Source organism: Pseudomonas sp. MWU347, from assembly GCF_017947305.1.
GTDB classification, from domain to species: Bacteria; Pseudomonadota; Gammaproteobacteria; order Pseudomonadales; family Pseudomonadaceae; genus Aquipseudomonas; species Aquipseudomonas putida_A.
Genome location: NZ_JAFGZB010000007.1, coordinates 113716 through 139477 on the forward strand (window position 1 = coordinate 113716; position 25762 = coordinate 139477).

21 protein-coding genes are annotated in these 25762 nt (G+C 61.5%); 12 read left to right on the forward strand and 9 right to left on the reverse strand.

The window, feature by feature from the left end; genetic code table 11:
* Positions 1-3: 3 nt before the first annotated feature.
* The 9 genes from murD (at position 4) to lpxC (ending at position 10483) form a co-directional block, all read left to right on the forward strand.
* Positions 4-1350, forward strand: a complete 1347-nt coding sequence (murD, locus tag KCG87_RS16465) for a UDP-N-acetylmuramoyl-L-alanine--D-glutamate ligase (RefSeq protein ID WP_098965541.1) — start codon at positions 4-6, stop codon at positions 1348-1350.
* 2 nt (positions 1351-1352) lie between these two features.
* Complete coding sequence (gene ftsW / locus KCG87_RS16470) at positions 1353-2564, forward strand: putative lipid II flippase FtsW (protein WP_171061850.1); 1212 nt, start codon at positions 1353-1355, stop codon at positions 2562-2564.
* Complete coding sequence (murG, locus tag KCG87_RS16475; RefSeq protein ID WP_027612180.1) at positions 2554-3624, forward strand: undecaprenyldiphospho-muramoylpentapeptide beta-N-acetylglucosaminyltransferase; 1071 nt, start codon at positions 2554-2556, stop codon at positions 3622-3624. Before ftsW ends, murG begins: the two co-directional genes overlap by 11 nt.
* Positions 3617-5077 carry a UDP-N-acetylmuramate--L-alanine ligase gene (gene murC / locus KCG87_RS16480; RefSeq protein ID WP_025109285.1) on the forward strand — a complete coding sequence of 487 codons (1461 nt, stop codon included), beginning with the start codon at positions 3617-3619 and terminating at the stop codon, positions 5075-5077. The genes murG and murC overlap by 8 nt, the downstream gene beginning before the upstream one ends.
* A complete protein-coding gene (locus tag KCG87_RS16485) occupies positions 5074-6048 on the forward strand; it encodes a D-alanine--D-alanine ligase (protein ID WP_027612179.1) in 975 nt (324 codons plus the stop codon). Before murC ends, KCG87_RS16485 begins: the two co-directional genes overlap by 4 nt.
* A 4-nt stretch (positions 6049-6052) precedes the next feature.
* On the forward strand, positions 6053-6919 hold the full coding sequence (locus tag KCG87_RS16490) for a cell division protein FtsQ/DivIB (protein ID WP_007961636.1): 867 nt from the start codon (positions 6053-6055) through the stop codon (positions 6917-6919).
* Between the two features lie 15 nt (positions 6920-6934).
* On the forward strand, positions 6935-8194 hold the full coding sequence (ftsA, locus tag KCG87_RS16495; protein ID WP_003228014.1) for a cell division protein FtsA: 1260 nt from the start codon (positions 6935-6937) through the stop codon (positions 8192-8194).
* Between the two features lie 68 nt (positions 8195-8262).
* Positions 8263-9459 carry a cell division protein FtsZ gene (gene ftsZ, locus KCG87_RS16500; protein ID WP_007961637.1) on the forward strand — a complete coding sequence of 399 codons (1197 nt, stop codon included), beginning with the start codon at positions 8263-8265 and terminating at the stop codon, positions 9457-9459.
* 112 nt (positions 9460-9571) lie between these two features.
* Positions 9572-10483: a UDP-3-O-acyl-N-acetylglucosamine deacetylase gene (gene lpxC / locus KCG87_RS16505; RefSeq protein WP_007961638.1), complete on the forward strand. Its 912-nt coding sequence runs from the start codon at positions 9572-9574 to the stop codon at positions 10481-10483.
* Between the two features lie 176 nt (positions 10484-10659).
* On the opposite strand, the gene KCG87_RS16510 is transcribed toward lpxC, so the two are convergent.
* The 7 genes from KCG87_RS16510 to KCG87_RS16540 form a co-directional block, all read right to left on the reverse strand.
* Complete coding sequence (locus KCG87_RS16510; RefSeq protein ID WP_210558546.1) at positions 10660-12168, reverse strand: sensor domain-containing diguanylate cyclase; 1509 nt, start codon at positions 12166-12168, stop codon at positions 10660-10662.
* 197 nt (positions 12169-12365) lie between these two features.
* Positions 12366-13682: an OprD family porin gene (locus KCG87_RS16515; protein ID WP_210558545.1), complete on the reverse strand. Its 1317-nt coding sequence runs from the start codon at positions 13680-13682 to the stop codon at positions 12366-12368.
* A 197-nt stretch (positions 13683-13879) separates the two neighbouring features.
* On the reverse strand, positions 13880-14101 hold the full coding sequence (locus tag KCG87_RS16520) for a hypothetical protein (protein WP_096795481.1): 222 nt from the start codon (positions 14099-14101) through the stop codon (positions 13880-13882).
* Positions 14102-14405: 304 nt separating this feature from the next.
* Positions 14406-15770 carry a heavy metal sensor histidine kinase gene (locus tag KCG87_RS16525; RefSeq protein WP_210558544.1) on the reverse strand — a complete coding sequence of 455 codons (1365 nt, stop codon included), beginning with the start codon at positions 15768-15770 and terminating at the stop codon, positions 14406-14408.
* Positions 15760-16437 (reverse strand): heavy metal response regulator transcription factor, encoded by a 678-nt coding sequence (locus KCG87_RS16530; protein WP_007916978.1) that lies wholly within the window; start codon positions 16435-16437, stop codon positions 15760-15762. The genes KCG87_RS16525 and KCG87_RS16530 overlap by 11 nt, the downstream gene beginning before the upstream one ends.
* Positions 16438-16446: 9 nt before the next feature.
* Complete coding sequence (locus KCG87_RS16535; RefSeq protein WP_210558543.1) at positions 16447-19548, reverse strand: multidrug efflux RND transporter permease subunit; 3102 nt, start codon at positions 19546-19548, stop codon at positions 16447-16449.
* Positions 19545-20705: an efflux RND transporter periplasmic adaptor subunit gene (locus KCG87_RS16540; protein WP_210558542.1), complete on the reverse strand. Its 1161-nt coding sequence runs from the start codon at positions 20703-20705 to the stop codon at positions 19545-19547. The genes KCG87_RS16535 and KCG87_RS16540 overlap by 4 nt, the downstream gene beginning before the upstream one ends.
* Before the next feature lie 972 nt (positions 20706-21677).
* Here KCG87_RS16540 and KCG87_RS16545 point away from each other — a divergent pair.
* From KCG87_RS16545 to KCG87_RS16555, 3 genes are all read left to right on the forward strand, one after another.
* The gene (locus tag KCG87_RS16545; RefSeq protein ID WP_103369286.1) at positions 21678-22040 is read left to right on the forward strand and encodes a DUF6124 family protein; all 363 of its coding nucleotides are present in this window, start codon (positions 21678-21680) and stop codon (positions 22038-22040) included.
* Between the two features lie 311 nt (positions 22041-22351).
* Positions 22352-22591 (forward strand): hypothetical protein, encoded by a 240-nt coding sequence (locus tag KCG87_RS16550; protein ID WP_041071739.1) that lies wholly within the window; start codon positions 22352-22354, stop codon positions 22589-22591.
* Between the two features lie 149 nt (positions 22592-22740).
* Positions 22741-24330: a PAS domain-containing methyl-accepting chemotaxis protein gene (locus KCG87_RS16555; protein WP_210558541.1), complete on the forward strand. Its 1590-nt coding sequence runs from the start codon at positions 22741-22743 to the stop codon at positions 24328-24330.
* A gap of 140 nt (positions 24331-24470) precedes the next feature.
* On the opposite strand, the gene KCG87_RS16560 is transcribed toward KCG87_RS16555, so the two are convergent.
* Positions 24471-25220 (reverse strand): YkgJ family cysteine cluster protein, encoded by a 750-nt coding sequence (locus KCG87_RS16560; RefSeq protein ID WP_210558540.1) that lies wholly within the window; start codon positions 25218-25220, stop codon positions 24471-24473.
* Positions 25221-25306: 86 nt separating this feature from the next.
* Positions 25307-25630, reverse strand: a complete 324-nt coding sequence (locus KCG87_RS16565) for a hypothetical protein (protein ID WP_210558539.1) — start codon at positions 25628-25630, stop codon at positions 25307-25309.
* Between the last annotated feature and the right edge of the window lie 132 nt (positions 25631-25762).

Sequence of the window (25762 nt, forward strand, 5' to 3'; positions counted from 1 at the left end):
CGAGTGTCTCTGATCGCTTCTGACCACTTCCGCATCGTTGTCGGCCTCGGCAAGAGCGGCATGTCCCTGGTTCGCTTCCTGGCGAACCGGGGCGTGTCGTTTGCCGTCGCCGATACGCGGGACAATCCACCGGAACTGGCCACGCTCAAGCGTGACTATCCGCACGTGGAAGTGCGTTGTGGCGAGCTGGACGTCGAATTCCTGTGCCGTGCCGACGAGCTCTACGTGAGCCCTGGCCTGGCGCTGGCGACCCCGGCCCTGCAAGCCGCTGCCGCCCGTGGCGTGAAAATGGCCGGCGACATCGAGTTGTTCGCGCGTAACGCGCGGGCGCCGATCGTGGCCATCACCGGTTCCAACGCGAAGAGCACCGTCACCACTCTGGTCGGCGAGATGGCGGCTGCGGCCGGCAAGCGCGTCGCGGTGGGCGGCAACCTCGGTACGCCAGCACTGGAATTGCTCAGCGATGACGTCGAGCTGTACGTGATGGAGCTGTCGAGCTTCCAGCTGGAAACCACCGACCAGCTCAACGCTGAAGTGGCCACCGTGCTCAACATCAGCGAAGACCACATGGACCGCTACAGCGGCCTGCCAGCGTATCACCTGGCCAAGCACCGGATCTTCCGTGGTGCGAAGCAGTTCGTGGTCAACCGTCAGGATGCACTCAGCCGTCCGCTGATCGGCGAAGGCCAGCCATGCTGGACCTTCGGCCTGAACAAACCGGATTTCAAGGCCTTCGGCCTGCGCGAAGAAGACGGCGAGAAATACCTGGCCTTCGAATTCCAGAACCTGATGCCGGTGCGCGAACTGAAAGTACGTGGCGCGCACAACCAGGCCAACGCCCTCGCGGCGCTGGCGCTGGGGCATGCGGTCGGCCTGCCGTTCGACGCCATGCTTGATGCCCTGCGTAACTTCACCGGCCTCGAACACCGCTGCCAGTGGCTGCGTGACCTCGACGGCGTCGGTTACTACAACGATTCCAAAGCCACCAACGTCGGCGCCGCTCTGGCTGCCATCGAAGGCCTGGGTGCGGACATCGACGGCAAGGTCGTGCTGATTGCCGGCGGCGATGGCAAGGGTGCCGAGTTCAAGGATCTGCGTGATCCAGTGGCGGCCAACTGCCGCGCCGTGATCCTGATGGGCCGCGACTCCGACAAGATCGGCGAGGCCATCGGTGACGCCGTGCCACTGATTCGCGCGACCTCGCTGGTCGACGCCGTTGCGCAATGCCGCGCGGTCGCCCAGTCGGGTGACGTGGTGCTGCTGTCGCCGGCTTGCGCCAGTTTCGACATGTTCAAGAATTACGAAGACCGTGGTCACCAGTTCGTCCGCGCCGTGGAGGATCTGGCATGAGCCTGCGCAATATCATCAAGCCGTACCCGTCGCCGATCATCACCGGCCGTGGCATCGACCTCGACTTCCCGATGCTCGCCGGTTGCCTGGCGCTCCTGGGCCTGGGCCTGATCATGATCGCCTCGGCCTCCACTGAAGTGGCGGCGGCGCAGTCGGGCAGCGCGCTGTATTACATGATTCGCCACCTGATCTACGTGGCACTGGGCCTCGGCGCGTGCATCATCACCATGATGATTCCGATTGCCACCTGGCAGCGTCTGGGCTGGATGATGCTGATCGGCGCATTCGGTCTGCTGGTGATGGTGATCGTCCCGGGGATCGGCCGTGAAGTGAACGGGTCGATGCGCTGGATCGGTTTCAGCTTCTTCAACGTTCAGCCGTCCGAGATCGCCAAGGTGTTTGTGGTGATCTACCTCGCCGGTTATCTGGTGCGTCGGCAGAAAGAAGTGCGCGAGAGCTGGATGGGCTTCTTCAAGCCGTTCATCGTGCTGCTGCCGATGGCGGGTCTGTTGCTGATGGAGCCGGACTTCGGTGCCACCGTGGTAATGATGGGGGCTGCGGCGGCGATGCTGTTCCTCGGCGGAGTCGGGCTGTTCCGCTTCTCGCTGATGGTGGTTCTCGCAGTCGGGGCCGTGGTCTTGCTGATTCAGATGCAGCCCTACCGGATGGCGCGTCTGACTAACTTCGCCGACCCGTGGGCCGACCAGTTCGGCGCCGGTTATCAGTTGTCGCAGGCGTTGATTGCCTTCGGTCGCGGTGAGTGGCTGGGCGTTGGCCTGGGCAACAGCGTGCAGAAACAGTTCTACCTGCCTGAAGCGCACACCGACTTCGTGTTCTCCGTACTTGCCGAAGAGCTGGGTGCGGTGGGTTCGCTGTGCACCGTGGCGCTGTTCGTCTTCGTCTGTATTCGCGGCATGTACATCGGTCTGTGGGCCGAGAAGGCCAAGCAGTTCTTCGCCGCTTATGTGGCTTACGGTCTGTCGTTCCTGTGGATCGGTCAGTTCCTGATCAACATCGGCGTGAATGTCGGCCTGTTGCCGACCAAGGGCCTGACCCTGCCGTTCCTCAGCTATGGCGGTAGTTCCCTGGTGATCTGCTGTGCCTGCCTCGGCTTGTTGCTGAGGATCGAGTGGGAGAGTCGAACCCACCTGGGCAGTGAAGAGATGGAGTTCCATGAGAGCGACTTCGCCGAGGAGCCGAACCATGGGCGCTAACGTATTGATCATGGCCGGCGGCACCGGCGGCCACGTGTTCCCGGCGCTGTCCTGTGCCCGTGAATTCCAGGCGCGCGGCTACACCGTGCACTGGCTCGGCACGCCCCGCGGAATCGAAAACGAACTGGTGCCGGCTGCAGGTCTTGAACTGCATCGCATCAACGCCACCGGATTGCGTGGCAAGGGCAAGCTGTCGCTGCTTAAGGCACCGTTCATGTTGCTCAAGTCGGTGTGGCAGGCGCGGGCGGTGATTCGCAAGTTGCGTCCAGTCTGCGTGGTCGGCTTCGGTGGTTATGTGACCGGGCCTGGCGGGATTGCCGCGAAACTGGCCGGTGTGCCGGTGATCGTTCACGAGCAGAACGCCGTGGCCGGCACCGCCAATCGGTTGTTGGTGCCGTTCGCCGCCCGGGTGTGTGAAGCATTCCCCGACACCTTTACTCTGTCGGACACCCGCCGTACCACCGGAAACCCGGTGCGCAGCGAGCTGTTCCTCGAAACATCGCGACCGGCTCTGGCCGGGCGCAAAGCGCGTTTGCTGATCCTCGGCGGAAGCCTGGGCGCAGAACCGTTGAACAAGTTGCTGCCTGAAGCCCTGGCGCAAGTCCCTGCCGATTTGCGTCCGGAAGTGTTTCATCAGGCCGGCAAAAACCACGATGAAGTGACTGCAGAGCGCTACCGCGCCGCCGGCGTGGATGCGCAGGTGCAGCCCTTTATCAAAGACATGGCCCAGGCCTATGGCTGGGCTGACCTGGTGGTGTGCCGCGCTGGCGCGCTGACCATCAGTGAGCTGGCTGCCGTTGGTCTGCCCTCGATGCTGGTGCCTTTGCCCCACGCGATCGACGATCACCAGACCCGCAACGCCGATTATTTGGCCCGTGAAGGCGCTGCCTTCGTGATGCCGCAAAGAACGACTGGTGCCGCGGACCTTGCCGCGCGCCTGACAGAGGTCTTGATGCAACCGCAACGACTCGAAGAAATGGCCCAAGCGGCCCGCCGTCTGGCCAAACCCGATGCCACCCGTAGCGTGGTCGATACCTGCCTGGAGGTGGCCCATGGTTGAGAATCAGAAAGCCATGCCACAACCGGAAATGCGCCGCATCCGTCGCATCCACTTCGTCGGTATCGGCGGCGTGGGCATGTGCGGCATCGCTGAAGTGTTGCTGAACCTGGGCTATGAAGTGTCCGGTTCCGACCTGAAGGCTTCGCCGGTGACCGAGCGTCTGGAATCGTTCGGCGCGCACATCTATATCGGCCACCGTGCCGAGAACGCTGCCACCGCCGACGTACTGGTGGTCTCCAGCGCCGTCAACACCTCCAACCCGGAAGTGGCGACCGCTCTTGAGCGCCGCATCCCGGTGGTACCGCGTGCCGAGATGCTCGCCGAGCTGATGCGCTATCGCCACGGCATCGCCGTCGCCGGCACCCACGGCAAAACCACCACCACCAGCCTGATCGCTTCGGTGTTCGCCGCCGGAGGCCTGGACCCGACTTTCGTTATCGGTGGCCGTCTGAATGCCGCGGGCACCAATGCCCAGCTCGGCACCAGCCGCTACCTGATCGCCGAAGCCGATGAAAGCGATGCGAGCTTCCTGCACTTGCAACCGCTGGTGGCCGTGGTCACCAACATCGACGCCGACCACATGGCGACCTACGACGGTGACTTCAACAAACTGAAGAAAACCTTCGTCGAGTTCCTGCACAACCTGCCGTTCTACGGTTTGGCGGTGATGTGCCTGGACGATCCGGTGGTGCGTGAAATCCTGCCGCTGGTCAAGCGTCCGACCGTGACCTACGGCTTCAGCGAAGACGCCGACGTGCGTGCCATCAATGTGCGTCAGCAGGGCATGCAGACCTTCTTCACCGTGCTGCGCCCGGATCGCGAGCCGCTGGACGTGTCCGTGAACATGCCAGGCAACCACAACGTGCTCAACTCGCTGGCGACCATCTGCATCGCCAGCGACGAAGGGGTCAGCGACGAAGCCATCGTCCAGGGCCTTTCCGGGTTCCAGGGCGTTGGCCGACGCTTCCAGGTCTATGGCGAACTGCCGGTGGACGGCGGCAACGTGATGCTGGTCGACGACTACGGTCACCACCCGACCGAAGTCGCGGCCGTGATCAAAGCCGTGCGCGGTGGCTGGCCGGAGCGCCGTCTGGTGATGGTCTACCAGCCGCACCGTTACAGCCGCACCCGTGACCTGTACGACGATTTTGTCAATGTACTGGCCGATGCCAACGTGCTGCTGCTGATGGAAGTCTATCCGGCCGGCGAAGAGCCGATCCCGGGCGCGGACAGCCGCAAGCTGTGCAACAGCATCCGTCAGCGTGGTCAGCTCGACCCGATCTACATCGAGCGCGGTGTCGACCTCGCGCCGCTGGTCAAGCCGCTGCTGCGTGCCGGCGACATCCTGCTGTGCCAGGGTGCCGGGGATATCGGCGGTCTCGCGCCGAAGCTGTTGAAAAGTGAATTGTTCGCCGGCGCCGTGGCGGCGTCGGTCGAGGGGAAGTTGAAATGACTGCTGCCTACGCCAACCTGTTCTCCACCATCGCGCCGAAAGATTTCGGCCGTGTCGCCGTGCTGTTCGGTGGCATGAGTGCCGAGCGTGAGGTTTCGCTGAAATCCGGTAACGCCGTGCTCGACGCGCTGCAAAGCGCGGGCGTGGACGCGTTCGGGATCGACGTCGGCGAGGATTTTCTGCAGCGTCTGCTGAATGAAAAGATCGACCGCGCGTTCATCATTCTCCACGGTCGTGGCGGTGAAGACGGCTCGATGCAGGGCCTGCTCGAATGCGCCGGTATTCCGTACACCGGCAGCGGCATCCTCGCTTCGGCACTGGCGATGGACAAACTGCGCACCAAGCAGGTCTGGCACAGCCTCGGGATTCCGACGCCGCGTCACGCTGTGCTGTGCAGCGAAGCCGATTGTATTTCCGCGGCGACGGAACTGGGCTTCCCTTTGATCGTCAAACCGGCGCATGAAGGTTCAAGTATCGGGATGGCCAAAGTGAGTTCTGCGTCCGAGTTGATCGACGCATGGAAAGCGGCCAGTACCTACGATTCGCAAGTCTTGGTTGAACAATGGATTCAAGGTCCGGAGTTCACCATCGCCACTCTGCGTGACCAGGTGTTGCCTCCTATCGCCCTGGGTACACCGCACACGTTCTACGACTACGACGCCAAGTACATCGCCAACGATACCCAGTACCGCATTCCGTGCGGGCTGGATGCCGCTAAGGAGCAGGAACTCATGGATCTCACGGCCAAGGCCTGTGAGGCGCTGGGTATTGCCGGTTGGGGCAGGGCGGACGTGATGCAGGACGCCGACGGACAGTTCTGGTTCCTGGAAGTGAACACCGCACCGGGCATGACCGATCACAGTCTGGTGCCGATGGCGGCCCGTGCTGCCGGTCTGGACTTCCAGCAACTGGTTCTGGCCATTCTGGCCGCCAGTGTTGAAGGCTCCGGTAACACAGAGGCGCGAGGTTAAGACCATGCAAGGCGCTCATCTCAGACATCAGCCACCCGCACCCGGCCGCAAGCCGGTGCCGCGGGGTGCCAGCCGAATGGTGGCCAAAGAGCCGATGTCCGCGCGCCTGCCGAAAGCCAATTTCGGCTTTCTGAAAAGCCTGTTCTGGCCGGTGCTGCTGGTGGCGCTCGGGTTCGGTACCTACGAAGGCGCGCAGCGTTTGCTGCCTTACGCTGACAGGCCGATCACCAAGATCGCCGTGCAGGGCGACCTGAGCTACATCAGTCAGCAAGCGGTGCAGCAGCGAATCGCCCCGTACGTGGCGTCGAGCTTCTTCACCATTGATCTGGCCAGCATGCGGACCGAGCTTGAGCAGATGCCATGGATCGCCCACGCCGAAGTACGCCGGGTGTGGCCGGATCAGGTGGTGATCCGCCTCGAAGAGCAACTGCCGGTGGCCCGTTGGGGCGACGAGTCGCTGCTCAACAACCAGGGTCAGGCCTTCACGCCAAAGGAGTTGGCGAACTACGAACACCTGCCACAGCTGTTCGGCCCACAACGGGCCCAGCAGCAAGTGATGCAGCAGTATCAGGTGCTGAGCCAGATGCTCCGGCCGCTGGGCTTCTCGATCGCGCGCCTGGAACTGCGTGAACGTGGCAGCTGGTTCCTGACCACCGGTGCCGGCAGCTCCGGCCCCGGCATCGAGTTGCTGCTGGGACGCGGCAACCTGGTGGAAAAGATGCGCCGCTTCATTGCCATCTATGACAAGACGCTTAAAGACCAGATTACGAACATTGCGCGCATCGATCTGCGCTACGCCAACGGCCTCGCTGTTGGCTGGCGGGAACCAGTAGCGCCGACGACAGCCCAACCCGCTGTCGCAAAGAATTAAGAAGAGGCAGGACCCATGGCAAACGTGCAAAGCGGCAAAATGATCGTCGGTCTGGATATCGGCACCTCCAAGGTGGTGGCGCTGGTAGGCGAGGTCGCGGACGACGGCACGCTGGAAATCGTCGGTATCGGTACTCACCCGTCCCGCGGCCTGAAGAAGGGCGTGGTGGTGAACATCGAGTCCACCGTGCAATCGATCCAGCGCGCGATCGAAGAAGCCCAACTGATGGCGGGCTGCCGCATTCACTCGGCGTTCGTCGGCGTGGCCGGCAATCACATCCGCAGCCTGAACTCCCACGGCATCGTGGCGATTCGTGACCGCGAAGTGAGCTCGGCTGACCTGGAGCGCGTACTCGACGCCGCCCAGGCCGTGGCGATCCCGGCTGACCAGCGCGTGCTGCACACCCTGCCGCAGGATTACGTGATCGATAACCAGGAAGGCGTCCGCGAGCCTCTGGGCATGTCCGGCGTCCGTCTGGAAGCCAAGGTTCACGTGGTCACCTGCGCCGTCAATGCTGCCCAGAACATTGAAAAATGCGTGCGTCGCTGCGGTCTGGAAATCGACGACATCATTCTCGAGCAACTGGCCTCGGCCTACTCGGTACTGACCGACGACGAAAAAGAGCTGGGCGTGTGCCTGGTCGACATCGGCGGCGGCACCACCGACATCGCGATCTTCACCGAAGGCGCGATCCGCCACACCGCGGTGATCCCGATTGCCGGTGATCAGGTGACCAACGACATCGCCATGGCGTTGCGCACCCCGACCCAGTACGCCGAAGAGATCAAGATCCGCTACGCCTGCGCCCTGGCCAAACTGGCCGGTGCCGGCGAAACCATCAAGGTGCCGAGCGTTGGCGACCGTCCACCGCGCGAACTGTCGCGTCAGGCCCTGGCCGAAGTGGTCGAGCCGCGTTACGACGAACTGTTCACCCTGATCCAGGCCGAACTGCGTCGCAGCGGCTACGAAGACCTGATCCCGGCGGGCATCGTCCTGACCGGCGGTACGTCGAAGATGGAAGGTGCCACCGAACTGGCTGAAGAAATCTTCCACATGCCGGTGCGCCTGGGCGTGCCGCATGGCGTGAAGGGCCTGGATGACGTGGTGCGCAACCCGATTTATTCCACTGGCGTGGGCTTGTTGATGTACGGCCTGCAGAAGCAGTCCGACGGGATCTCGTTCTCGGGCATCGGCAGCCGCGACAGCTACAGCAACGATGAGCCACAGGCACCGTTGCTGGACCGATTGAAGAAGTGGGTTCAAGGCAACTTCTAACGCTTTACCGCAACACCGCTACAAAAATGCAGTAGGCGAAAAAACTAGAGAATGTAAGGAGAGGGAAAATGTTCGAACTCGTAGACAACATCCCCGCAAGCCCGGTAATCAAAGTTATCGGTGTTGGCGGTGGCGGCGGCAACGCTGTCAACCACATGGTCAAGAGCAACATCGAAGGCGTCGAATTCATCTGCGCCAACACTGATGCTCAAGCGCTGAAAAACATCGGCGCGCGCACCATCCTGCAACTGGGCACCGGCGTGACCAAAGGTCTCGGCGCTGGCGCCAACCCTGAAGTAGGTCGTCAGGCCGCTCTCGAAGACCGTGAGCGCATTGCCGAAGTCCTGCAGGGCACCAACATGGTGTTCATCACCACTGGCATGGGCGGCGGTACCGGTACCGGTGCTGCACCGATCATCGCCGAAGTGGCCAAGGAAATGGGCATCCTGACCGTTGCGGTCGTGACCCGTCCGTTCCCGTTCGAAGGCCGCAAGCGTATGCAGATCGCCGACGAAGGCATCCGCATGCTCTCCGAAAGCGTCGACTCGTTGATCACTATCCCCAACGAGAAGCTGCTGACCATCCTCGGTAAAGACGCAAGCCTCTTGTCGGCTTTCGCCAAGGCTGACGACGTACTGGCCGGTGCCGTTCGCGGTATCTCCGACATCATCAAGCGTCCGGGCATGATCAACGTCGACTTCGCCGACGTGCGTACCGTGATGAGCGAAATGGGCATGGCGATGATGGGCACTGGCTGCGCCAGCGGTCCGAACCGTGCGCGTGAAGCGACCGAAGCGGCCATCCGCAACCCGCTGCTGGAAGACGTGAACCTGCAAGGTGCACGCGGCATCCTGGTGAACATCACCGCCGGTCCTGACCTGTCCCTGGGTGAGTACTCCGACGTGGGTAGCATCATCGAAGCCTTCGCTTCCGAGCACGCAATGGTCAAGGTCGGTACCGTTATCGATCCGGACATGCGCGACGAACTGCACGTCACCGTGGTTGCCACCGGTCTGGGCGCGAAAATCGAGAAGCCTGTGAAGGTCATCGACAACACCGTTCACACCTCCATGGCTGCCGCTCAGGTTCAACAACCTGCTCCTGCGCGTCAGGAAGCTCCGGCGGTGAACTACCGTGACCTGGACCGTCCGACCGTCATGCGCAACCAGGCTCAGGCCGGTGCTGCGACTGCCGCGAAGATGAACCCGCAGGACGATCTGGATTACCTGGACATCCCGGCATTCCTGCGTCGTCAGGCCGATTGATGGAATGTATCAGGGCTATGACGGTGATTGGTGTTCAGCAAAGGCTCGGTCTGCTATTATCGCCAGCCTTTGTTGATACCAGTTCGCAATTTGCGCTGAAGCGGCCCAAGCCATGATTAAACAACGCACACTGAAAAATATTATCCGTGCCACAGGTGTAGGCCTGCATTCCGGGGAGAAGGTCTACCTGACCCTCAAGCCTGCGCCTGTCGACACTGGCATTGTGTTTTGTCGCGCTGACCTCGACCCTGTGGTGCAGATTCCTGCCCGCGCGGAAAACGTCGGTGAAACCACTATGTCGACGACGCTGATCAACGGCGACGTCAAAGTGGACACGGTAGAGCACTTGCTCTCGGCCATGGCTGGCCTGGGCATCGATAACGCCTACGTCGAGCTCTCCGCGTCCGAAGTCCCGATCATGGATGGCAGCGCTGGACCGTTCGTATTCCTGATTCAATCGGCTGGCCTGGAAGAACAGGACGCCGCCAAGAAATTCATCCGCATCCTGCGTGAAGTGACAGTGGAAGACGGCGACAAGCGCGCCACTTTCGTCCCTTTCGAAGGGTTCAAGGTGAGCTTCGAGATCGATTTCGATCACCCGGTTTTCCGGGACCGCACCCAAAGTGCAAGCGTGGATTTTTCCAGCACTTCGTTCGTAAAAGAAGTCAGCCGCGCCCGTACTTTCGGTTTCATGAGTGACATCGAGTACCTGCGCAAGCACAACCTCGCACTCGGCGGCAGCGTTGAAAACGCGATCGTGGTGGATTCCGATGGTGTACTGAACGAAGACGGCCTTCGCTACGAAGACGAATTCGTGAAGCACAAGATCCTCGATGCGATTGGCGACCTGTACCTGCTGGGTAACAGCCTGATTGGTGAGTTCAAAGGCTTCAAGTCCGGTCATGCACTGAACAACCAGCTGCTGCGCAAGTTGATTGAGCAGACAGATGCGTGGGAAGTCGTGACGTTCGAAGACGCCAGCACTGCACCGATCTCTTACATGCGCCCGGTTGCGGCGGTGTAAGTAAAAAACCTCTCTAGTTTTTTGAAGGCCATCCTCGGATGGCCTTTTTTTATGCCTGCGGTTTTTGTGTTGCCTGGGCTGGCCTCTTCGCGAGCAAGCTCGCTCCCACATTTGGAATGCGTTCCCCTGTAGGAGTGAGCCTGCTCGCGATAGGGCCGGTGAAGCCAATACACCTGTCAGCCAGCCACCACCACCCGATTGCGCCCACCTTCTTTGGCCTGATACAGCGCCTTGTCCGCCGCAAACAGCAGTTGCTCCAGCGACATATCGACCACCGCCGTCCAGGTGCTGATACCGATACTGACGGTCATCGCCACGTCCGCGCCCTGGACCCTCGGCATCTGCTCGACCGCCTGGCGGATATGTTCGGCAATCTGTCGCGCGCCGCTGCTGTCGGTTTCAGCGAGGATCACCGAGAACTCTTCGCCGCCGTAACGGGCGACCAGATCCCCTGGTCGTCGCACGTTCGCCGTGATTACCCTGGCCAGTTCGCGCAGCGCCTGATCACCGGCCTGATGCCCATGCCGGTCGTTGAAGGCCTTGAAGTGGTCGGCATCGATCATCATCACCGACAGCGGCTTGCCCGAACGCTGGGCGCGGAACCATTCGTGGCGCAGCGACTGATCGAGCATCCGCCGGTTGGCCACGCCGGTCAGCGCATCGGTGGCGGCCAGTTGCGCCAGTTCACGTTCGGCGCGCTGGCGCAGGCGCAGCTCACGGGCAAGTAGCCAGGTCAGCCACAGCAGCCCGGCACACAGCACGCCGGTGGCGCCGCTGATCAACAGCGCGGTGCGGCGCCAGGTGCCGAACACCTCATCACTGGAGAGCGCGACCATCACCGTCAACGGCAGATTGCCGACCCGCGAATAGGTGTAAAGCCGTTGCTGATGATCCATGCTCGAAGTGCTGGTGAAACTGCCACTGCCGTCCTTGTCGCCGAGAATCCGCACCACGTTGGGCCGGTTGCCGAAACTCTTGCCGATGGAGTCGCTTTGCAGATAAGGCTTCTGCGCCAGCAGCACGCCGTCGCTGTTGATGATGTTCAGCGTGCTGTCTTTGCCGATATCGAGGCTGTTGAACAGTTGATCGAAGTAGTCGAGTTTCATCGACGCCACCGCCACACCGGCGAATTCTCCAGTGTCCGAAGAAATCCGCCGACTGAAGCTGATGCGCCACTGATTGGCTTCGTCGCAATCGCAGCGGGTCTTGAACGGGCGGCTGATGAACATGCCCATGTCACGGTTGAAGGCATGGGCGAGGAAATAATCGCGGTCGGCGAAGTTGCCCGGTTTGGGTTCGATGCGTGATGAGTCGGCGACCACATCGCCATGCTTGTCGAGCAGCAGGATGTCGCCCTTGAAGCGCGCGGTAGTGGAGCGGTCGAACAGCGCCAGATGGCGGATCTGCGGGGTGACGTCGCGCAGATCATCACGCTGGGCGGCGGCGATCAGGCCTTGCAAGGTCAGGTCGTACAGCTCGACCGTGCGCAGGACGTCGGCGTCGATCAACTGGGCGATGGTGGTGGCACTGCGGGTGGCCGACTCCTGAGCGTTGGCGTGCTCACGAATCAGCAGAAAAGTGACGATGCACAGAATCGCGATCACGGTCAGCGAACTGCCGCAGATCAGCAGCAATTCAGGGCGTCCGGTCTTGCCCGCCAGAGGTGGGGTACGGCTCGCGATCATGATGGGGGCTGTCGGTTGGGAGGATCTTATTAGCGTAGTTGCATCAAGTCAGTGACGGTATTCCATTGTGGGAGCGGGCTTGCTCGCGAATACGCCGTGTCATTCAACATTGATGTCGACTGATGCAGCGCATTCGCGAGCAAGCCCGCTCCCACAGGGTACATCTCTAAATTCAAGACCGTGGTGCAGGGGGGATCTTAGAAGACGTTGATCGGGTAGTCGACAATCACCCGGTATTCATCGGTATCGGTATCAATCGCGCCGTAACCGTTGCCACCCCGGTTGGTCGCCCATTGCAGGCGTACCGCGAGGTCTTTCGCCTGACCGCTCTGCACCACGTATTTCAGATCAAGGTCGCGTTCCCAGTGCTTGGCGTTGCGACCGTCAGCGCTGTACCACGAGGCATAGCCTTTGCTGCCCGGATCGACCTTGGTCAGGTCCACGGTGCCGCGCGAATAGGAAACTGCCGAAGTCAGGCCCGGCACACCGAGACCGGCGAAGTCATAGGCGTACTTGAGCTTCCACGAGCGCTCGTTCGGGCCGTTGAAGTCCGAATACTGTTGCGAGTTGTCGAGGTAAACGCTGTCGCCCTGGCTGATGTAGTCGAACGGCGTGTTGCCGTTCACGCGCTGGTACGCAGCGGTGACGCTGTGGTTGCCGATGCCGACGGTGAAATGCAGGCTGTAAGTGTTGTTGTCGATGTTACCCAGCAGCGCGTCGCCGGTGTCCTGCGTGTGATAGAAGTGCAGGCCCGGGTTGAGGGTGACCAGATCGGTCAACTGCCAGGTGTAATCCAGGTCGTAGTAGTACTGGTTCCAGATGTCCTTCAGCTCGGCGGCGTACAGATTGCTGGTAAGCCCTTCGACGCCGCTCCAGGACACGCCGGCCCAGTTCAGGTGACGGCTTTCGTCGCCCTCGGCGAGTTTGCCGTAGGACGTGCCGATGCGCTGGCGACCGCTCTGATTGTACGGCTTGGTAAAACTGGCCTGGCCACCTTCGAACATCCAGCCGTCGAAGCTGTGGTTGGTCAGGCTCACGCCACGAAAGGTCTGCGGCAACATGCGCGAATCACCGCCGGCAATCACCGGGTTGGTGAGGAACAGGTCACCGGCCTTCAGCTCGGTATCGAACGCGCGCATCTTCAACGTGCCGCCCGCAGTCGAGAACGAGCCCGGCGCTTTGCCGTTGCCATCGCTGATCGGCAGGATGCTCGAACCATCGGTACCGCCACCGCCGTCGAGCTTCAGCCCGAGCATGGCGTGGGCATCGATGCCGAAGCCGACCGTGCCTTCGGTGTAACCCGACTGGAAGATCCCGAGAAAACCCTGGCCCCACTCGATGTTGTCGTCCGTCTGCTGCAGACGGTTGCGATTCATGTAGTAGTTGCGGGCGTTGAGGTTGAGGCTCGAGCCTTCGATGAAGCCTTGTTTGGCGGCTTCGTCGGCGTGAGCGGCGGGGGCAATCGTTGCGGCAATTGCAATGAACAGCGGGGTGAAACTGACTGGGTAACGCACTTGCGACGGAGCTCCTTGGGTCAACTGACACTTCAATGTCTTGAGGTGCGGGATGTTTCTTGTTTTTTACAGACGAACCAAACGGCTTTCAGACCACAACGAAAAAAGGCCGCTGAAAGGCAGCGGCCTGGAAGGACGACGGTTGAACGGGAAGAGCCAAACAACCGCGTCGAGGGAAATGTTTCGCGGTGCGCGACTCAGCTGTCTTTCTCGGCCGCTTGAGCCTGGGAAGTGGCGGCTTGAGGGGCTTGCGAGGCGTCCTGCGACTTGGCCATCACTTCTGCCTGATACTGTTCGAAGGCGTGAGCGCGAGCGGCATTCTGCGCTACGAACGCTTGCGATTCTTCAGCCATCGCCATCGGCGACAGGATCAATGAGGACAAAACGAAAGCGCTGGCAATACCCATACTGTTGGACATCTTGAAAACCTTCTTGCTTGGCAAGTGCTGTTTGGTGCGGGCAAAGATAAGGTTGCCGGGCGCCGAGAAACAGCGTGATTTTCATAAATGACTGTTGCGCAGGAGGTAAAAGTCGAAGGTCTCGGTGCAGCCAAGAGCAACCCCCTCACCCCAGCCCTCTCCCCCAAGGGGGCGAGGGGGAAAGGGAGCAGATCGGGGGCTTTTCAAAACTTGAGTTCGACTGGATATTTCAGGTCGATGCAACTCCAGAGAACGGCTCGGTCAGTCCCCTCTCCCTCCGGGAGAGGGTTAGGGTGAGGGGCTTCTAAACAGGCAAATAAATGCCGAAGGTATTCATCCCCCGATCACTGCGCACAAACACATCGCCACCGTGCATCAGAGCAATTGCCTTGACGATCGCCAGCCCCAGCCCATGGTTGTTGCCGCTGTTGCTGCGCGAGGCATCGACCCGATAGAAGCGCTCGAACAAGCGCGGCAAGTGCTCGCTGGCAATCGGCGAGCCCGGATTGGCCACGCCGATGCTGACCTGATGCTCTTCAACTTCGATGTGCACCTCGATCACCTGGCCCGGCTCGGTGTGCTGCACGGCGTTGCTCAGCAGATTGATCAGTGCCCGGCGCAGATGCGCGATCTCGATCCGCACCTGCGCATCGCCACTGACGTGCACCTGCACTTGCGCGTCTTCGAGGATGAAATCCAGGTACTCGAGCGTGGTCGCGACTTCATCAGCCAGCGAAGTTTCGGTGAGCTTGGTCGCCTTGCTGCCCTGGTCGGCGCTGGCCAGAAACAGCATGTCGTTGATGATCGAACGCAGGCGTTCCAGCTCTTCGAGGTTCGATTGCAGCACTTCGAAATAGTGTTCGGCGGAGCGCCCGCGGGTCAGCGCGACCTGGGTCTGGCCGATCAGGTTGGTCAGTGGCGAGCGCAGTTCATGGGCGACGTCGGCGTTGAACGATTCCAGGCGCGAATAGGCCTGTTCGACCCGCTCCAGGGTTGAGTTGAACGAGTCGACAAACTGCTCCAGCTCCGGCGGCAAGGGCGACATGCGCAGGCGTCCGGCCCGTAGTGGCGGTGCCAGGCGCTGGGCTTCGTGAGACAGTTTGATCAACGGCTTGAGGCCGATCCGCGCCACCCAGTAGCCCAGCGCCGAGGCCAGCAGCACGCCGACAATCGCCAGGCTGACCAAGGCGATCAGCAGGTTGTGCTGAGTCTCGTGGAAAGTCTCGGTATCGATGCCGATCATGAAGCGCAGCGGCGGGCGTTGATCCTTGGCGGGTAACTCGGTCAGCAGCACTTTCAGCGGATAAGGATGCTCGGGCAACTGCAGGTCATGCATGCCCAGCGGCCCTTTGGCGAAGGCGCGGATTTGCGCGTCCGGCGCGCCGTACTCGTAACCGGGATCACCGCTGACCACCCAGAAACGAATGCGCTTGTCTTCCTCGCCGAGCAGCTTGAGCTTGGCGTTGATCTTCACCCAATGCTCAGGCGTGCCATAACGATTGAGCGCCGACTCCAGCACGCTGTAACGCGCATCCAGCTCGGCTTCCGGCAGCAGACCCAGGCCTTTGTCGACCTGCTGATACAGCGCGCCGCCAATCAACAGAAACACCAGCAGCGCCACCAGCGTAAACATGCCGCTGAGGCGCAGTGCGATGGAATTACTGGACACCACGGCTCTCCAGCACATAACCCATGCCACGAATCGTGTGCAGCAGTTTCTCGTCGAACGGCCCGTCGAGTTTGGCTCGCAGGCGCTTGATCGCGACTTCGACGACATTCGCGTCGCTGTCGAAATTGATGTCCCAGACCATCTCGGCAATCGCGGTTTTCGAGAGTATTTCACCTTGCCGGCGCGCCAGCACGCTGAGCAGCGAGAACTCTTTCGCCGTCAGGTCCAGGCGGGTGCCGGCGCGGGTAGCCTTGCGGCTGATCAGATCGATCCACAGGTCGGCGATGCTCACTTGCACCGGTTCATGGCCACCGCTACGCCGGGTCAGCGCTTGCAGGCGGGCTACCAGTTCAAGGAAGGAAAACGGCTTGCCGAGGTAATCGTCGGCGCCGTCACGCAGGCCCTTGATCCGGTCTTCGACGCGCTCGCGGGCGGTGAGCATGATCACCGGGGTCTGCTTGCGTGCACGCAATGCGCGCAGCACGCCGAAGCCATCCAGGCCCGGCAGCATGACGTCGAGGACGATCACCGCGTAGTCGCTTTCCAGCGCCAGATGCAGGCCTTCGACGCCGTCGCGGGCCAGGTCCACGGTGTAACCCTGTTCCGTCAGACCGCGGTGCAGATAATCCGCGGTTTTTTCCTCGTCTTCGATAATCAGAACGCGCATGACCCTGCCTCAGTCTGTGGTCGCCAGTGCCGTCGTGGGCATTGGTTTGGGCCTGTGGAATAGCCGCTCAAGCCACAAGTATATGACCGGCGTAGTAAACAGCGTCAGCATCTGGCTGACCAGCAAGCCGCCCACCACCGCGATCCCCAGCGGCTGGCGCAGTTCCGCGCCGGTGCCGTAACCGAGCATCAGCGGCAACGCGCCGAGCAGCGCGGCGAGGGTGGTCATGATGATCGGCCGGAACCGCGTCAGGCACGCTTCGAAAATCGCATCCTGCGGCGCCAGTCCGCGATTGCGCTGGGCTTCCAGGGCAAAGTCGATCATCAGGATGCCGTTCTTCTTGACGATACCGATCAGCAACACCAGCCCGATCAACGCCATGATCGAAAAATCCTGACCGCAGATCCACAGCATGATCACCGCCCCGAGACCGGCCGCCGGCAGCGTCGAGATGATTGTCAGCGGATGCACGAAGCTCTCATAGAGCACGCCGAGAATGATGTACACCGCCACCAGCGCCGCGAGAATCAGCCACGGCTGACTGGCCAGCGAACTCTGGAACGCCTGCGCCGCGCCCTGGAAATTGCCGCTGATCGCGGTCGGCATGCCGATCTCGGCCTTGGCCTGATTGAGCAGGATCACCGCGTCGCCCAACGCCACGCCGGGCGCCAGGTTGAACGACAGGTTGGCGGCGGGGAACATGCCGTCATGGGCAATCGACAGCGGGCCGATGGTCGGCGCATCGAATTTGGCCAGCGCCGACAGCGGCACCATCTCGCCACTCAGCGGCGAGCGCAGGTAGAAATAGTTGAGGCTTTCGGCCTTGCCGCGTTGCTTGGTGTCCAGCTCCAGAATCACGTTGTACTGGTTGACCTGGGTCTGGAACTCGTTGATCTGACGCTGACCAAAGGCGTCGTACAGCGCCTCGTCGACATCACTCGCGGTCAGGCCGAAACGCGCGGCGGCGCTGCGGTCGATGCTGATGTGAGTGATGCTGCCGCCCAGTTGCAGATCGTTGGAAATGTCGCGGAACGCCGGGATGCTGCGCAGCTTTTCGGTCAGGCGCTGGGTCCAGGTGGCGAGGGTCGCGCCGTCGTTGCTCTTGAGCACGTATTGGTACTGCGCGCGACTCGGGCCGGAGCTGAGGTTGATGTCCTGACCGGCGCGCAGGTACAGGACGATGCCCGGGACTTTCATCAGTTGCGGACGAATGCGGTCGATGAACTGGCTGGCCGAGACGTCGCGGTCGCCGCGTTTTTTCAGGGCGATCCAGAAGCGGCCGTTGGCGATGGTCTGGTTGCTGCCGGACACACCGACCGAGTGCGAGAACGCCTGAACGGCCGGATCGGCGGCGACGATTTCGGCCATGGCCAAGTGTTTTTTCACCATGTCGCCGTAGGAAATATCCGCAGCGGCTTCGGTGGTGCCGAGGACGAATCCGGTGTCCTGAACCGGGAAGAATCCCTTGGGGATAAAGATGTAACCGGCAATCGCCAGTGCCAGCGACAGGCCGAACACGCCGATCATCAGTTTCTGGTGGGCGAGGGCGCGGCGCAGACCTTTTTCGTACCAGGCCAGCAAGCGTTCGCTGAAACCCGGTTTGTCGTGGGCGTGGTGCACCGGTTTGCGCATGAACAGCGCTGCCAGCGTCGGCGCGAGGGTCAGCGACACCACCACCGAAATCAGAATGGTCGAGGTCGCCGTCAGGGCGAATTCCTTGAACAACCGCCCGACCACGCCGCCCATGAATAGCAACGGAATAAACGCTGCCACCAGCGAGAAACTGATCGAGACCACGGTGAAGCCGATCTCGCCGGCACCTTTGACCGCCGCCTCGCGCATGCTGTTGCCGGCCTCCAGATGCCGGTGGATGTTCTCCACCACCACAATCGCATCGTCCACGACAAACCCGACCGCGACGACGATCGCCACCAGCGTCAGGTTGTTCAGGCTGAATCCCAGCAGGTACATCAGGGCGAAACTGGCGGTCAGCGATACACCGAGCACCGCCGACACAATCATCGTCGCCGACAACTGCCGCAGGAACAGCGCCATCACCGCCACCACCAGCAGGATCGCGATCAACAGGGTGATCTCGACTTCATGCAGCGAGGCGCGAATGGTCTGGGTGCGGTCGATCAGGGTTTTCACCTGCACCGAGGCCGGGAGCATGGCTTCGAGGCCGGGCAGGGCGGCTTGAATGCGGTCGACGGTTTCGACGATGTTCGCGCCGGGCTGGCGCGAGATCACCAGGTTCACCCCGGGTTGATCACCGGCCCAGGCTTGCACGTAGGCATCTTCCGAACCGTTGACGACTTTGGCGACATCCCGCAGGTGAACCGGGGCGCCGTCCTTGTAGGAAACGATGAGTTGGCTGTAATCCTCGGGTTTGAACAACTGATCGTTGGTCGACAGCGTCGAGATGCTCGATTCGCCGTACAACGCACCTTTGGCAAGGTTGAGGCTGGTCTGCTGGATCGCCAGACGAATGTCGGCCAGGGTCAGGCCGATGGCCGCCAGTTTGTCGGCCGAGGCTTGCACGCGGATCGCCGGACGTTGCTGACCGGTGATGTTGATCTGGCCTACACCGTCGATCTGACTGATCTGGCGCGAGAGCAGGGTTTCCACCAGGTCGCTGAGTTCGGTGCCGGGCATTTGCGTCGAGCTGACGCTTAAGATCAGCACCGGGCTGTCGGCCGGGTTGACCTTCTTCCAGGTCGGCAGGGTCGGCATGTCCTTGGGCAGTTTGCCGGCGGCGGTGTTGATCGCGGCCTGGACTTCCTGGGCGGCGGTGTCGATGCTCTTGTCGAGGGTGAATTGCAGGGTCAGCAGGCTGGAGCCGAGCGCACTGCTGGAGGTCATCTGGGTCATGCCGGGGATGGCGCTGAATTGCACCTCCAGCGGCGTGGCCACGGACGAAGCCATGGTGTCGGGGCTCGCACCGGGTAACTGCGCCGAGACCTGAATTGTCGGAAATTCCGCTTCCGGCAGTGGGGCGATCGGCAGGCGCGGGAAGGCAATCACGCCGACCAGCACCAATGCGATGGTCAGCAGAATCGTCGCGACCGGGTGATCGATGCACCAGGTGGAGACGCCTTTGTGCGCCTTCATGGTTTCGGCTCCGCTTGCACCACCTGTGGCGGCTCGCTCATGACCTGCACGGTCGAGCCGGGTTTGAGCCGCGACTGGCCGTCGGTCACCAGTACGTCACCGGCCTTCACGCCTTTGATGATGTCCTGCCCGCTGCCCTGATAAACCATCTGCACTTGTACGGCTTCGACCTTGTCGCCGTTCACGCGGTAAACGAAGTGTTGGTCGAGGCCGCGTTGTACGACGGTAGGCGGCACCACCAGCGCATTCTTATCCAGTGCCGTCTGAATTTTTACCGTCACCAGCAGGCCCGGCCAGAGCTTTTGGCTGGCGTTGTCGAATTCGGCCTTGGCGCGGATGGTGCCGGTGTTGGCGTTGATCTGGTTGTCGATCAGGGTCAGGTGACCTTCGCCGAGCAGGTTGCCGGTTTCACCGTCGGTGTCGGCGCCAATGTAAGCCTTGACCTGTGCGTGCTGCGGATCGTTGATCAGGCCCTGCAGGGTCGGCAGCATTTGCTGCGGCAGCGAGAATTCCACGGCGATCGGGTCGATCTGGGTCACGGTGAACAGGCCGGCGGTGTCGGTCATGCGCAGGAAGTTGCCTTCATCGACTGTACGAATACCGACGCGGCCGGTGACCGGGGAGCGGATCTGCGTGTAAGAAAGTTGTACCTGCGCCGCGTCGATTGCGGCCTGGTTGCCTTGTGCGGTGGCTTTCAATTGGTTGACCAGTGCCTGTTGCTGGTCGTAGGTCTGTTTGGAGACGCCGTCGTCGACGCTGAGCAGTTTGTAGCGCTTGAGGTTGACCAAGGCGACTTGCAGTTGTGCCTGGCTTTCGCCCAGTTGCGCGCGGGCCTGGTCGAGGCTGGCGCGGATCGAGCGGTCGTCGATGGTGGCGAGCAGGTCGCCTGCTTTGACGAGTTGGCCTTCCTTGACGAGGATTTTGGTGAGGATGCCGTCGACTTGTGGGCGCACTACGACGCTGTGTAATGAGAGTACGGAGCCGATGCCGCTGGTGTAGCGGGGGACGTCTTTTTCGCTGACCGTGACGACGCGGACCGGGATGGCGGTTGGGGTGGCCAGTTTGGTCGGGGCGGGTTTCAGGGTGTACCACAGACCTGCGCCTGCGAGGACGATCAACAGGGTGGCGAGCAGGGCTTTGTTCTTTTGGATTCGCATGCGGGGTGGGCGCCGGACGGAGTTTGGGCAGGGTTGTTGTCTTTATAAACCTGTCTGCAGGTCAGTAGGGTGACGGCTAGCTGTCAGCGCTGTCAGTTTCGCCGGGGTGTATATCCGTTTCTGCGGGTGTGGCTGATTACGGTTCCGCCCTTACGGCGGGTCACTTTTTACAAACGCCTAAAAAGTAACCAAAAACGCTTGCTCCTGCGTTCGGCCCGCTCGCTGGGGCTCGGGGTCCCTTCGCTCCGGGATCGATCCGGGCGCAGCGCCTACGGTTTGCTTCGCTGCACCTCCTCTCGCTGTGTTTGGCTTCGCCAAACGGTCGCTGCGCTCCCACCCCCGGATCAATCCCTCCACTCAGCCTTCCGACGTCGCCTTACAGATCAAAAGCCGCAGCCGAGCTAACGCTCATCCTGTTGAGTGGTGAAGAGCGGGGGGCGGCTTTGGTTTTGTGGTGGATTTGCCCCTCATCGGAACGCCGCCCGCCCAGCTCTCTCCCGAGGGAGAGGGAGAGGGAGAGGGAGCCGATTTGTGTGCTTTTCAAAATTTGAGTTCGGCTCGTTATTTCACGTCGGCGTAGCTCTCCCAAACACCTCGGTCAGTCCCCTCTCCCTCTGGGAGAGGGCTAGGGTGAGGGGTGGTTTTTGGCTGTTTAAATTTGTGCCAAACAACCAGAACCTTCCCACAAGGTTTTCAGGTTGTCCGTCGGAAGCGCGGTCTCTAGTCTTTGGTTGTCGCTGCAAATTCAGCGATCGGGTGTGGAAATCCGATTCAAGTAGAAACAATGCACCAGCACCGTAATCGTTGCCGACGTCTTTTTTCGTCTGCAAACTGCGTCGCGGCGGCTGTGCGTGGGCAGACTTCGGTCTGGCCGGTTGCCTACTTATCGGTTTTCCACCCCGCGCACAGTTGCCACCTTTTGTCGTGTGGAAACGGCAAAGGCTGGCTCCCAAATACAAGTAGGAGCTACCCATGGATAAACTGATTCCAGACCCACCCCCCGAAACCACAACCCCGCTCGCCGAAGCCATCCGCGCAGAAGACCTCGCCCAAAACCGCGAAGCCATCAAACGTGCGCTCGATTTCTACCTCAGTCCGCAACCCGTCCAGCCGCGACAGCCAAGCACCATGTTTCTGGTCAACCCAGGCATCGACACCGAAACCCTGCTCGCCCACGCTTACGAATCGTTGGCCTCTGCCAGTGCCATGGCCAGCAATTTCGCCAATGAACTCGGCGGCCCGCAACGCAGCACTGCCTTGGCGATCCAGCAGATCGTCATGCTCGCCGAACTGGCAGTGAACCGGGCGCTGGATCGGGTTGATCCACGCACTTGATCCGTCCGAGCACCGCGTCATCGTTCATCGCGAGCAGGCTCACTCCCACATAGAAGCGCACTCCACCTGTGGGAGCGAGCTTGCTCGCGAAGACGTCTGTGCGGGCGACACATTTCTGCCGGCTATTGTTGTTAGCCGGTCCTAAAAAGGGACCGATCATTCCCAATTTGTGAAACATTGCACCATCACCTACCTGTTAACCGTTCGGCGAGCGGTGCAAATCTTCAGGTGCCGAGTCTGGGCGCGCAGGTATACTGCGCGCCTTCGCGGCTCACTGTTCGGGCCCGACTTTTTTGCTTTGCGGAGCTTTTATGACTTCCCCGACCCAACCGCCGGTTGACGACGCCGTGAGCGATGTCCCGGCCGAGCTGACTGACGCCAGCGAAACCAAACCCGAGATCCCGGCTTTCAAATTCCCGTTCAAACCGGGTGAACTGGCGGCCGCCAAGGGTTCGAATCAGCCGTGGTACAAGAACGGCGCCAAGAACGGCCACACCAAGACCCCGGGCATGGCGCCGCCGGGCACCCGTCGCTCGATGGGCAAGCGCTGAGTTTCATCCCGCCTTCAGCCATCGACTGCGATTTTCGGTCGCAGTGATGGCTAAGTGCTCAGATCCTGAGCCAGATCAATATTTGACCAATTGGTGCGCTTAGAGTCAGCAGCCCTGCCGACTCTTCCCATAAAACGAGCGCGCTTTCCATGAAGATCAATCTCCCGGTAACCGGCCGTAACGTCGATGTGGCGCCGGACGCGAACATTCTTTCGACCACTGATCTGACCAGCGCGATCACTTACGCCAACGACGATTTCATCAGGATCAGCGGCTACAGCCGCGACGAATTGCTCGGCACGCCACACAACCTGCTGCGCCATCCGGACATGCCGGCGCAGGCGTTTGCGCACATGTGGCAGACGCTAAAGGGCGGGCGCTCGTGGATGGGGCTGGTGAAGAATCGTTGCAAGAATGGCGACCATTATTGGGTCAGCGCGTATGTCACGCCGGTCACGCAGAGCGGCGTGGCGGTGGAGTATCAGTCGGTGCGCACCCGGCCGGATGCACGGCAGGTGGCGGCGGCGGAGCGGGTGTACGCGCAGTTGCGTGGAGAGTTGAAGGGACGGCCGCCGCTGCCCACTTTAGGTCTGCGTGGCAGGATCACGGTGTTGGCCAGTGCGTTGCTGGGGCTGGTGTTGGGGATCGAGGCCTGGTTGCGTCCGGAGTCGGCATGGATCGATGGGCTGGCATTTGTTGTCGGCAGCAGTCTCTGCGCGTTGGGCGTGCGCTGGATCTTGCGGCCGCTGGAGCGGCTGAGCGAACGGGCGCGGCAGGTCGCGGACAATCCGTTGAGTCAGAGCATTTACACCGGGCGCCGCGATGAAATCGGCCAGATTGAATTCGCCCTGCAGATGCTCGAAGCCCAGGTCGGCGCGGTGGTCGGGCGCATCGGTGATGCATCGCAGCAGTTGGCCGGGCATGCGGCGCAACTGGTTGATCATTTGCAAAGCAGCCACAGCAGTTCGTTGGCGCAGCAAGCGGAAACCGATCAGGTGGCGGCGGCGATTCATCAGATGGCCGCCAGCGTCGCGCAAGTTGCCAGCCATGCGCAGCAGGCCTCGGTGGCGGCGGACATGGCCGGCACGGAAACCCGCGAAGGGCATTTGCTGGTCGGCGAGAGTCGCAGTGCGGTGTTGCGTCTGGCCGAGGAGTTGCGGCGGGCGACCGAGGTGATTCATCAGCTCGAAGGTCACAGCAGCGAGATTTCCGGGGTGATGGAGGTGATCCGCAGCATTGCCGAGCAGACCAATCTGCTGGCGCTCAACGCGGCGATCGAAGCAGCGCGTGCTGGCGATGCCGGGCGCGGTTTTGCAGTGGTGGCCGATGAGGTGCGCGGGTTGGCGCAACGCACGCAGCAGTCGACCAACGAGATCCAGCGGATGATCAGCAGCCTGCAAAACGGTGCGCGCGATGCAGTGCTGGTAATGCAGCAGAGCAGCGAGCATGTGGATAACAGCGTCGAACAGGCACAGCGCGCGGCGCGGGCGCTGGACGGGATTAGTGAACGGGTCGAGCAGATCACCGAGATGAGCCTGCAGATTGCCGCGGCGGTGGAGCAGCAGAGTGCGATGAGCGAGGACATCAATCGCAACATCGTCAGCATTCGCACGGCGTCGGAATTGACGGTGGATGAGGGGCGGCAGAGTCAGCGCAATTCTGAAGATGTGGCGGGGCTGGCGGGGGATTTGCGGTTGCTGGCGCGGGAGTTCTGGGGGCGGCGGCAGGTTCGGGATTGAGGTAGTCTGGGCCGACCTCTTCGGGAGCAAGCCCCCTCCCACAGGTTTGTGAGTTGATCATTTATTCTGTGTACAACTCAAAACCCTGTGGGAGGGGGCTTGCTCCCGAAGGGGCCATTGCAGGCAGTACAAAATCCGGATCAAGCCGCCCGCAGCGAAATGAATGCATACGTCTGCGCCGGCTCAGTCACCACCTGCGCCCCGGCGGCAAGCAACTGCCCAGCCACATCATCCCCGGACAAATGAAACAGCCATTCACTGGACGTTCCACTCAGCGGCTGTGCTGAAACCTGATCGATCACAGCCGCAAAAGCGTCCATCTGCGGCAAATACGCGGTAAATCCATCGCCCTTGAGCGCCGTGGTGCGAATCCCCAGCGCCGCGCAGATTGCATCCTTGATCCGGATGTCATCGCGATCGGCCTGGCGCGAACGCTGGATCAACGCCAGCAGTTCCTGATCGACCAGCTCCCCGCCGACAATCAGCAGCGGCCCCTGTTGCCACGATTCTGGCGGGCAATCCTTGGCCGCCGGGTTGAGCGGGATGTGCGGATTGATTTCTGCCGGATAAATCCTGCACACCAACGGTCGGCGCTCGTAGATACGGCACAGGTTGTCTTCGTCAAGATTCCGGCAGCGCCCGACGTTGTAGGCGGCGAAGGTGATGGCCACGTGGGCATCCGTGTTGCCGCTGCGCACTGCCAGCGAACGCCGTTCGGCGTGTTCACGCTGCTGCGCCGGCAGGCCCAGGCCGTTGCCGAGAAAGGCCTCCACCAGCACAATCACCTGACCGCCATCCGCCGCCCACATGCGGGCTTCGGCGAGGGTCAGGGGCACATGGTGGTCGGTGCAGCATTTGCCGCAACCGACGCAGGAAAATGTCGTATTCATTGCACGATCAATCTTCAATCAGAGTGTGATACGGCGACGTAAAGTCGCCAGGCTGAGGCTGATCGAAGCAAGTTGTGCGCCAGCCCTCAGGGCTTGGCGGTCGGGCGGATCGAGTCCCATTCGGTGACGAACGCGGTTTTCGACTTTTTGCTGTACAGGCACAGCTCAGTGCCTTGCTGACCTTTCATGTGTTTTTGCGGGTATTGGCCTTGCAACAGCACGGCGGTGTAGCCGACGCGGTCATCGAATTGCGCGGGTGTGCCGACGGGTTTGGCGTCTTTCAGGCCGCTGGCCTTGGTGCAACTGGCGAGCACGATTTTGTCGTAAGCGGCCCAGGCGTCGGGGCTGGAGGCGTGGGCCTGTGAGGCTAGGGCGGTGAGGCAGAGCAGGCTCAGGGAGAGGGTTTTCATGGTTGGGCATCCTTGGTTTGGCCAAGGTTTGAGTATGCCTGAGGGGGAGAAGTTGCCTGGGCCGGCCTCTTCGCGAGCAAGCCCGCTCCCACAATTTGGAATGCGTTCCCCCTGTGGGAGCGGGCTTGCTCG

Excerpts from the sequence above, each read along its gene's own strand:
- murG (WP_027612180.1), top strand. The coding sequence starts at position 2,554 with ATGGGCGCTAACGTATTGATCATGGCCGGCGGCACCGGCGGCCACGTG.
- murC (WP_025109285.1), top strand. The coding sequence starts at position 3,617 with ATGGTTGAGAATCAGAAAGCCATGCCACAACCGGAAATGCGCCGCATC.
- KCG87_RS16485 (WP_027612179.1), top strand. The coding sequence starts at position 5,074 with ATGACTGCTGCCTACGCCAACCTGTTCTCCACCATCGCGCCGAAAGAT.
- KCG87_RS16490 (WP_007961636.1), top strand. The coding sequence starts at position 6,053 with ATGCAAGGCGCTCATCTCAGACATCAGCCACCCGCACCCGGCCGCAAG.
- ftsA (WP_003228014.1), top strand. The coding sequence starts at position 6,935 with ATGGCAAACGTGCAAAGCGGCAAAATGATCGTCGGTCTGGATATCGGC.
- ftsZ (WP_007961637.1), top strand. The coding sequence starts at position 8,263 with ATGTTCGAACTCGTAGACAACATCCCCGCAAGCCCGGTAATCAAAGTT.
- lpxC (WP_007961638.1), top strand. The coding sequence starts at position 9,572 with ATGATTAAACAACGCACACTGAAAAATATTATCCGTGCCACAGGTGTA.
- KCG87_RS16510 (WP_210558546.1), bottom strand. The coding sequence starts at position 12,168 with ATGATCGCGAGCCGTACCCCACCTCTGGCGGGCAAGACCGGACGCCCT.
- KCG87_RS16520 (WP_096795481.1), bottom strand. The coding sequence starts at position 14,101 with ATGTCCAACAGTATGGGTATTGCCAGCGCTTTCGTTTTGTCCTCATTG.
- KCG87_RS16530 (WP_007916978.1), bottom strand. The coding sequence starts at position 16,437 with ATGCGCGTTCTGATTATCGAAGACGAGGAAAAAACCGCGGATTATCTG.
- KCG87_RS16535 (WP_210558543.1), bottom strand. The coding sequence starts at position 19,548 with ATGAAGGCGCACAAAGGCGTCTCCACCTGGTGCATCGATCACCCGGTC.
- KCG87_RS16540 (WP_210558542.1), bottom strand. The coding sequence starts at position 20,705 with ATGCGAATCCAAAAGAACAAAGCCCTGCTCGCCACCCTGTTGATCGTC.
- KCG87_RS16545 (WP_103369286.1), top strand. The coding sequence starts at position 21,678 with ATGGATAAACTGATTCCAGACCCACCCCCCGAAACCACAACCCCGCTC.
- KCG87_RS16550 (WP_041071739.1), top strand. The coding sequence starts at position 22,352 with ATGACTTCCCCGACCCAACCGCCGGTTGACGACGCCGTGAGCGATGTC.
- KCG87_RS16555 (WP_210558541.1), top strand. The coding sequence starts at position 22,741 with ATGAAGATCAATCTCCCGGTAACCGGCCGTAACGTCGATGTGGCGCCG.
- KCG87_RS16560 (WP_210558540.1), bottom strand. The coding sequence starts at position 25,220 with ATGAATACGACATTTTCCTGCGTCGGTTGCGGCAAATGCTGCACCGAC.
- KCG87_RS16565 (WP_210558539.1), bottom strand. The coding sequence starts at position 25,630 with ATGAAAACCCTCTCCCTGAGCCTGCTCTGCCTCACCGCCCTAGCCTCA.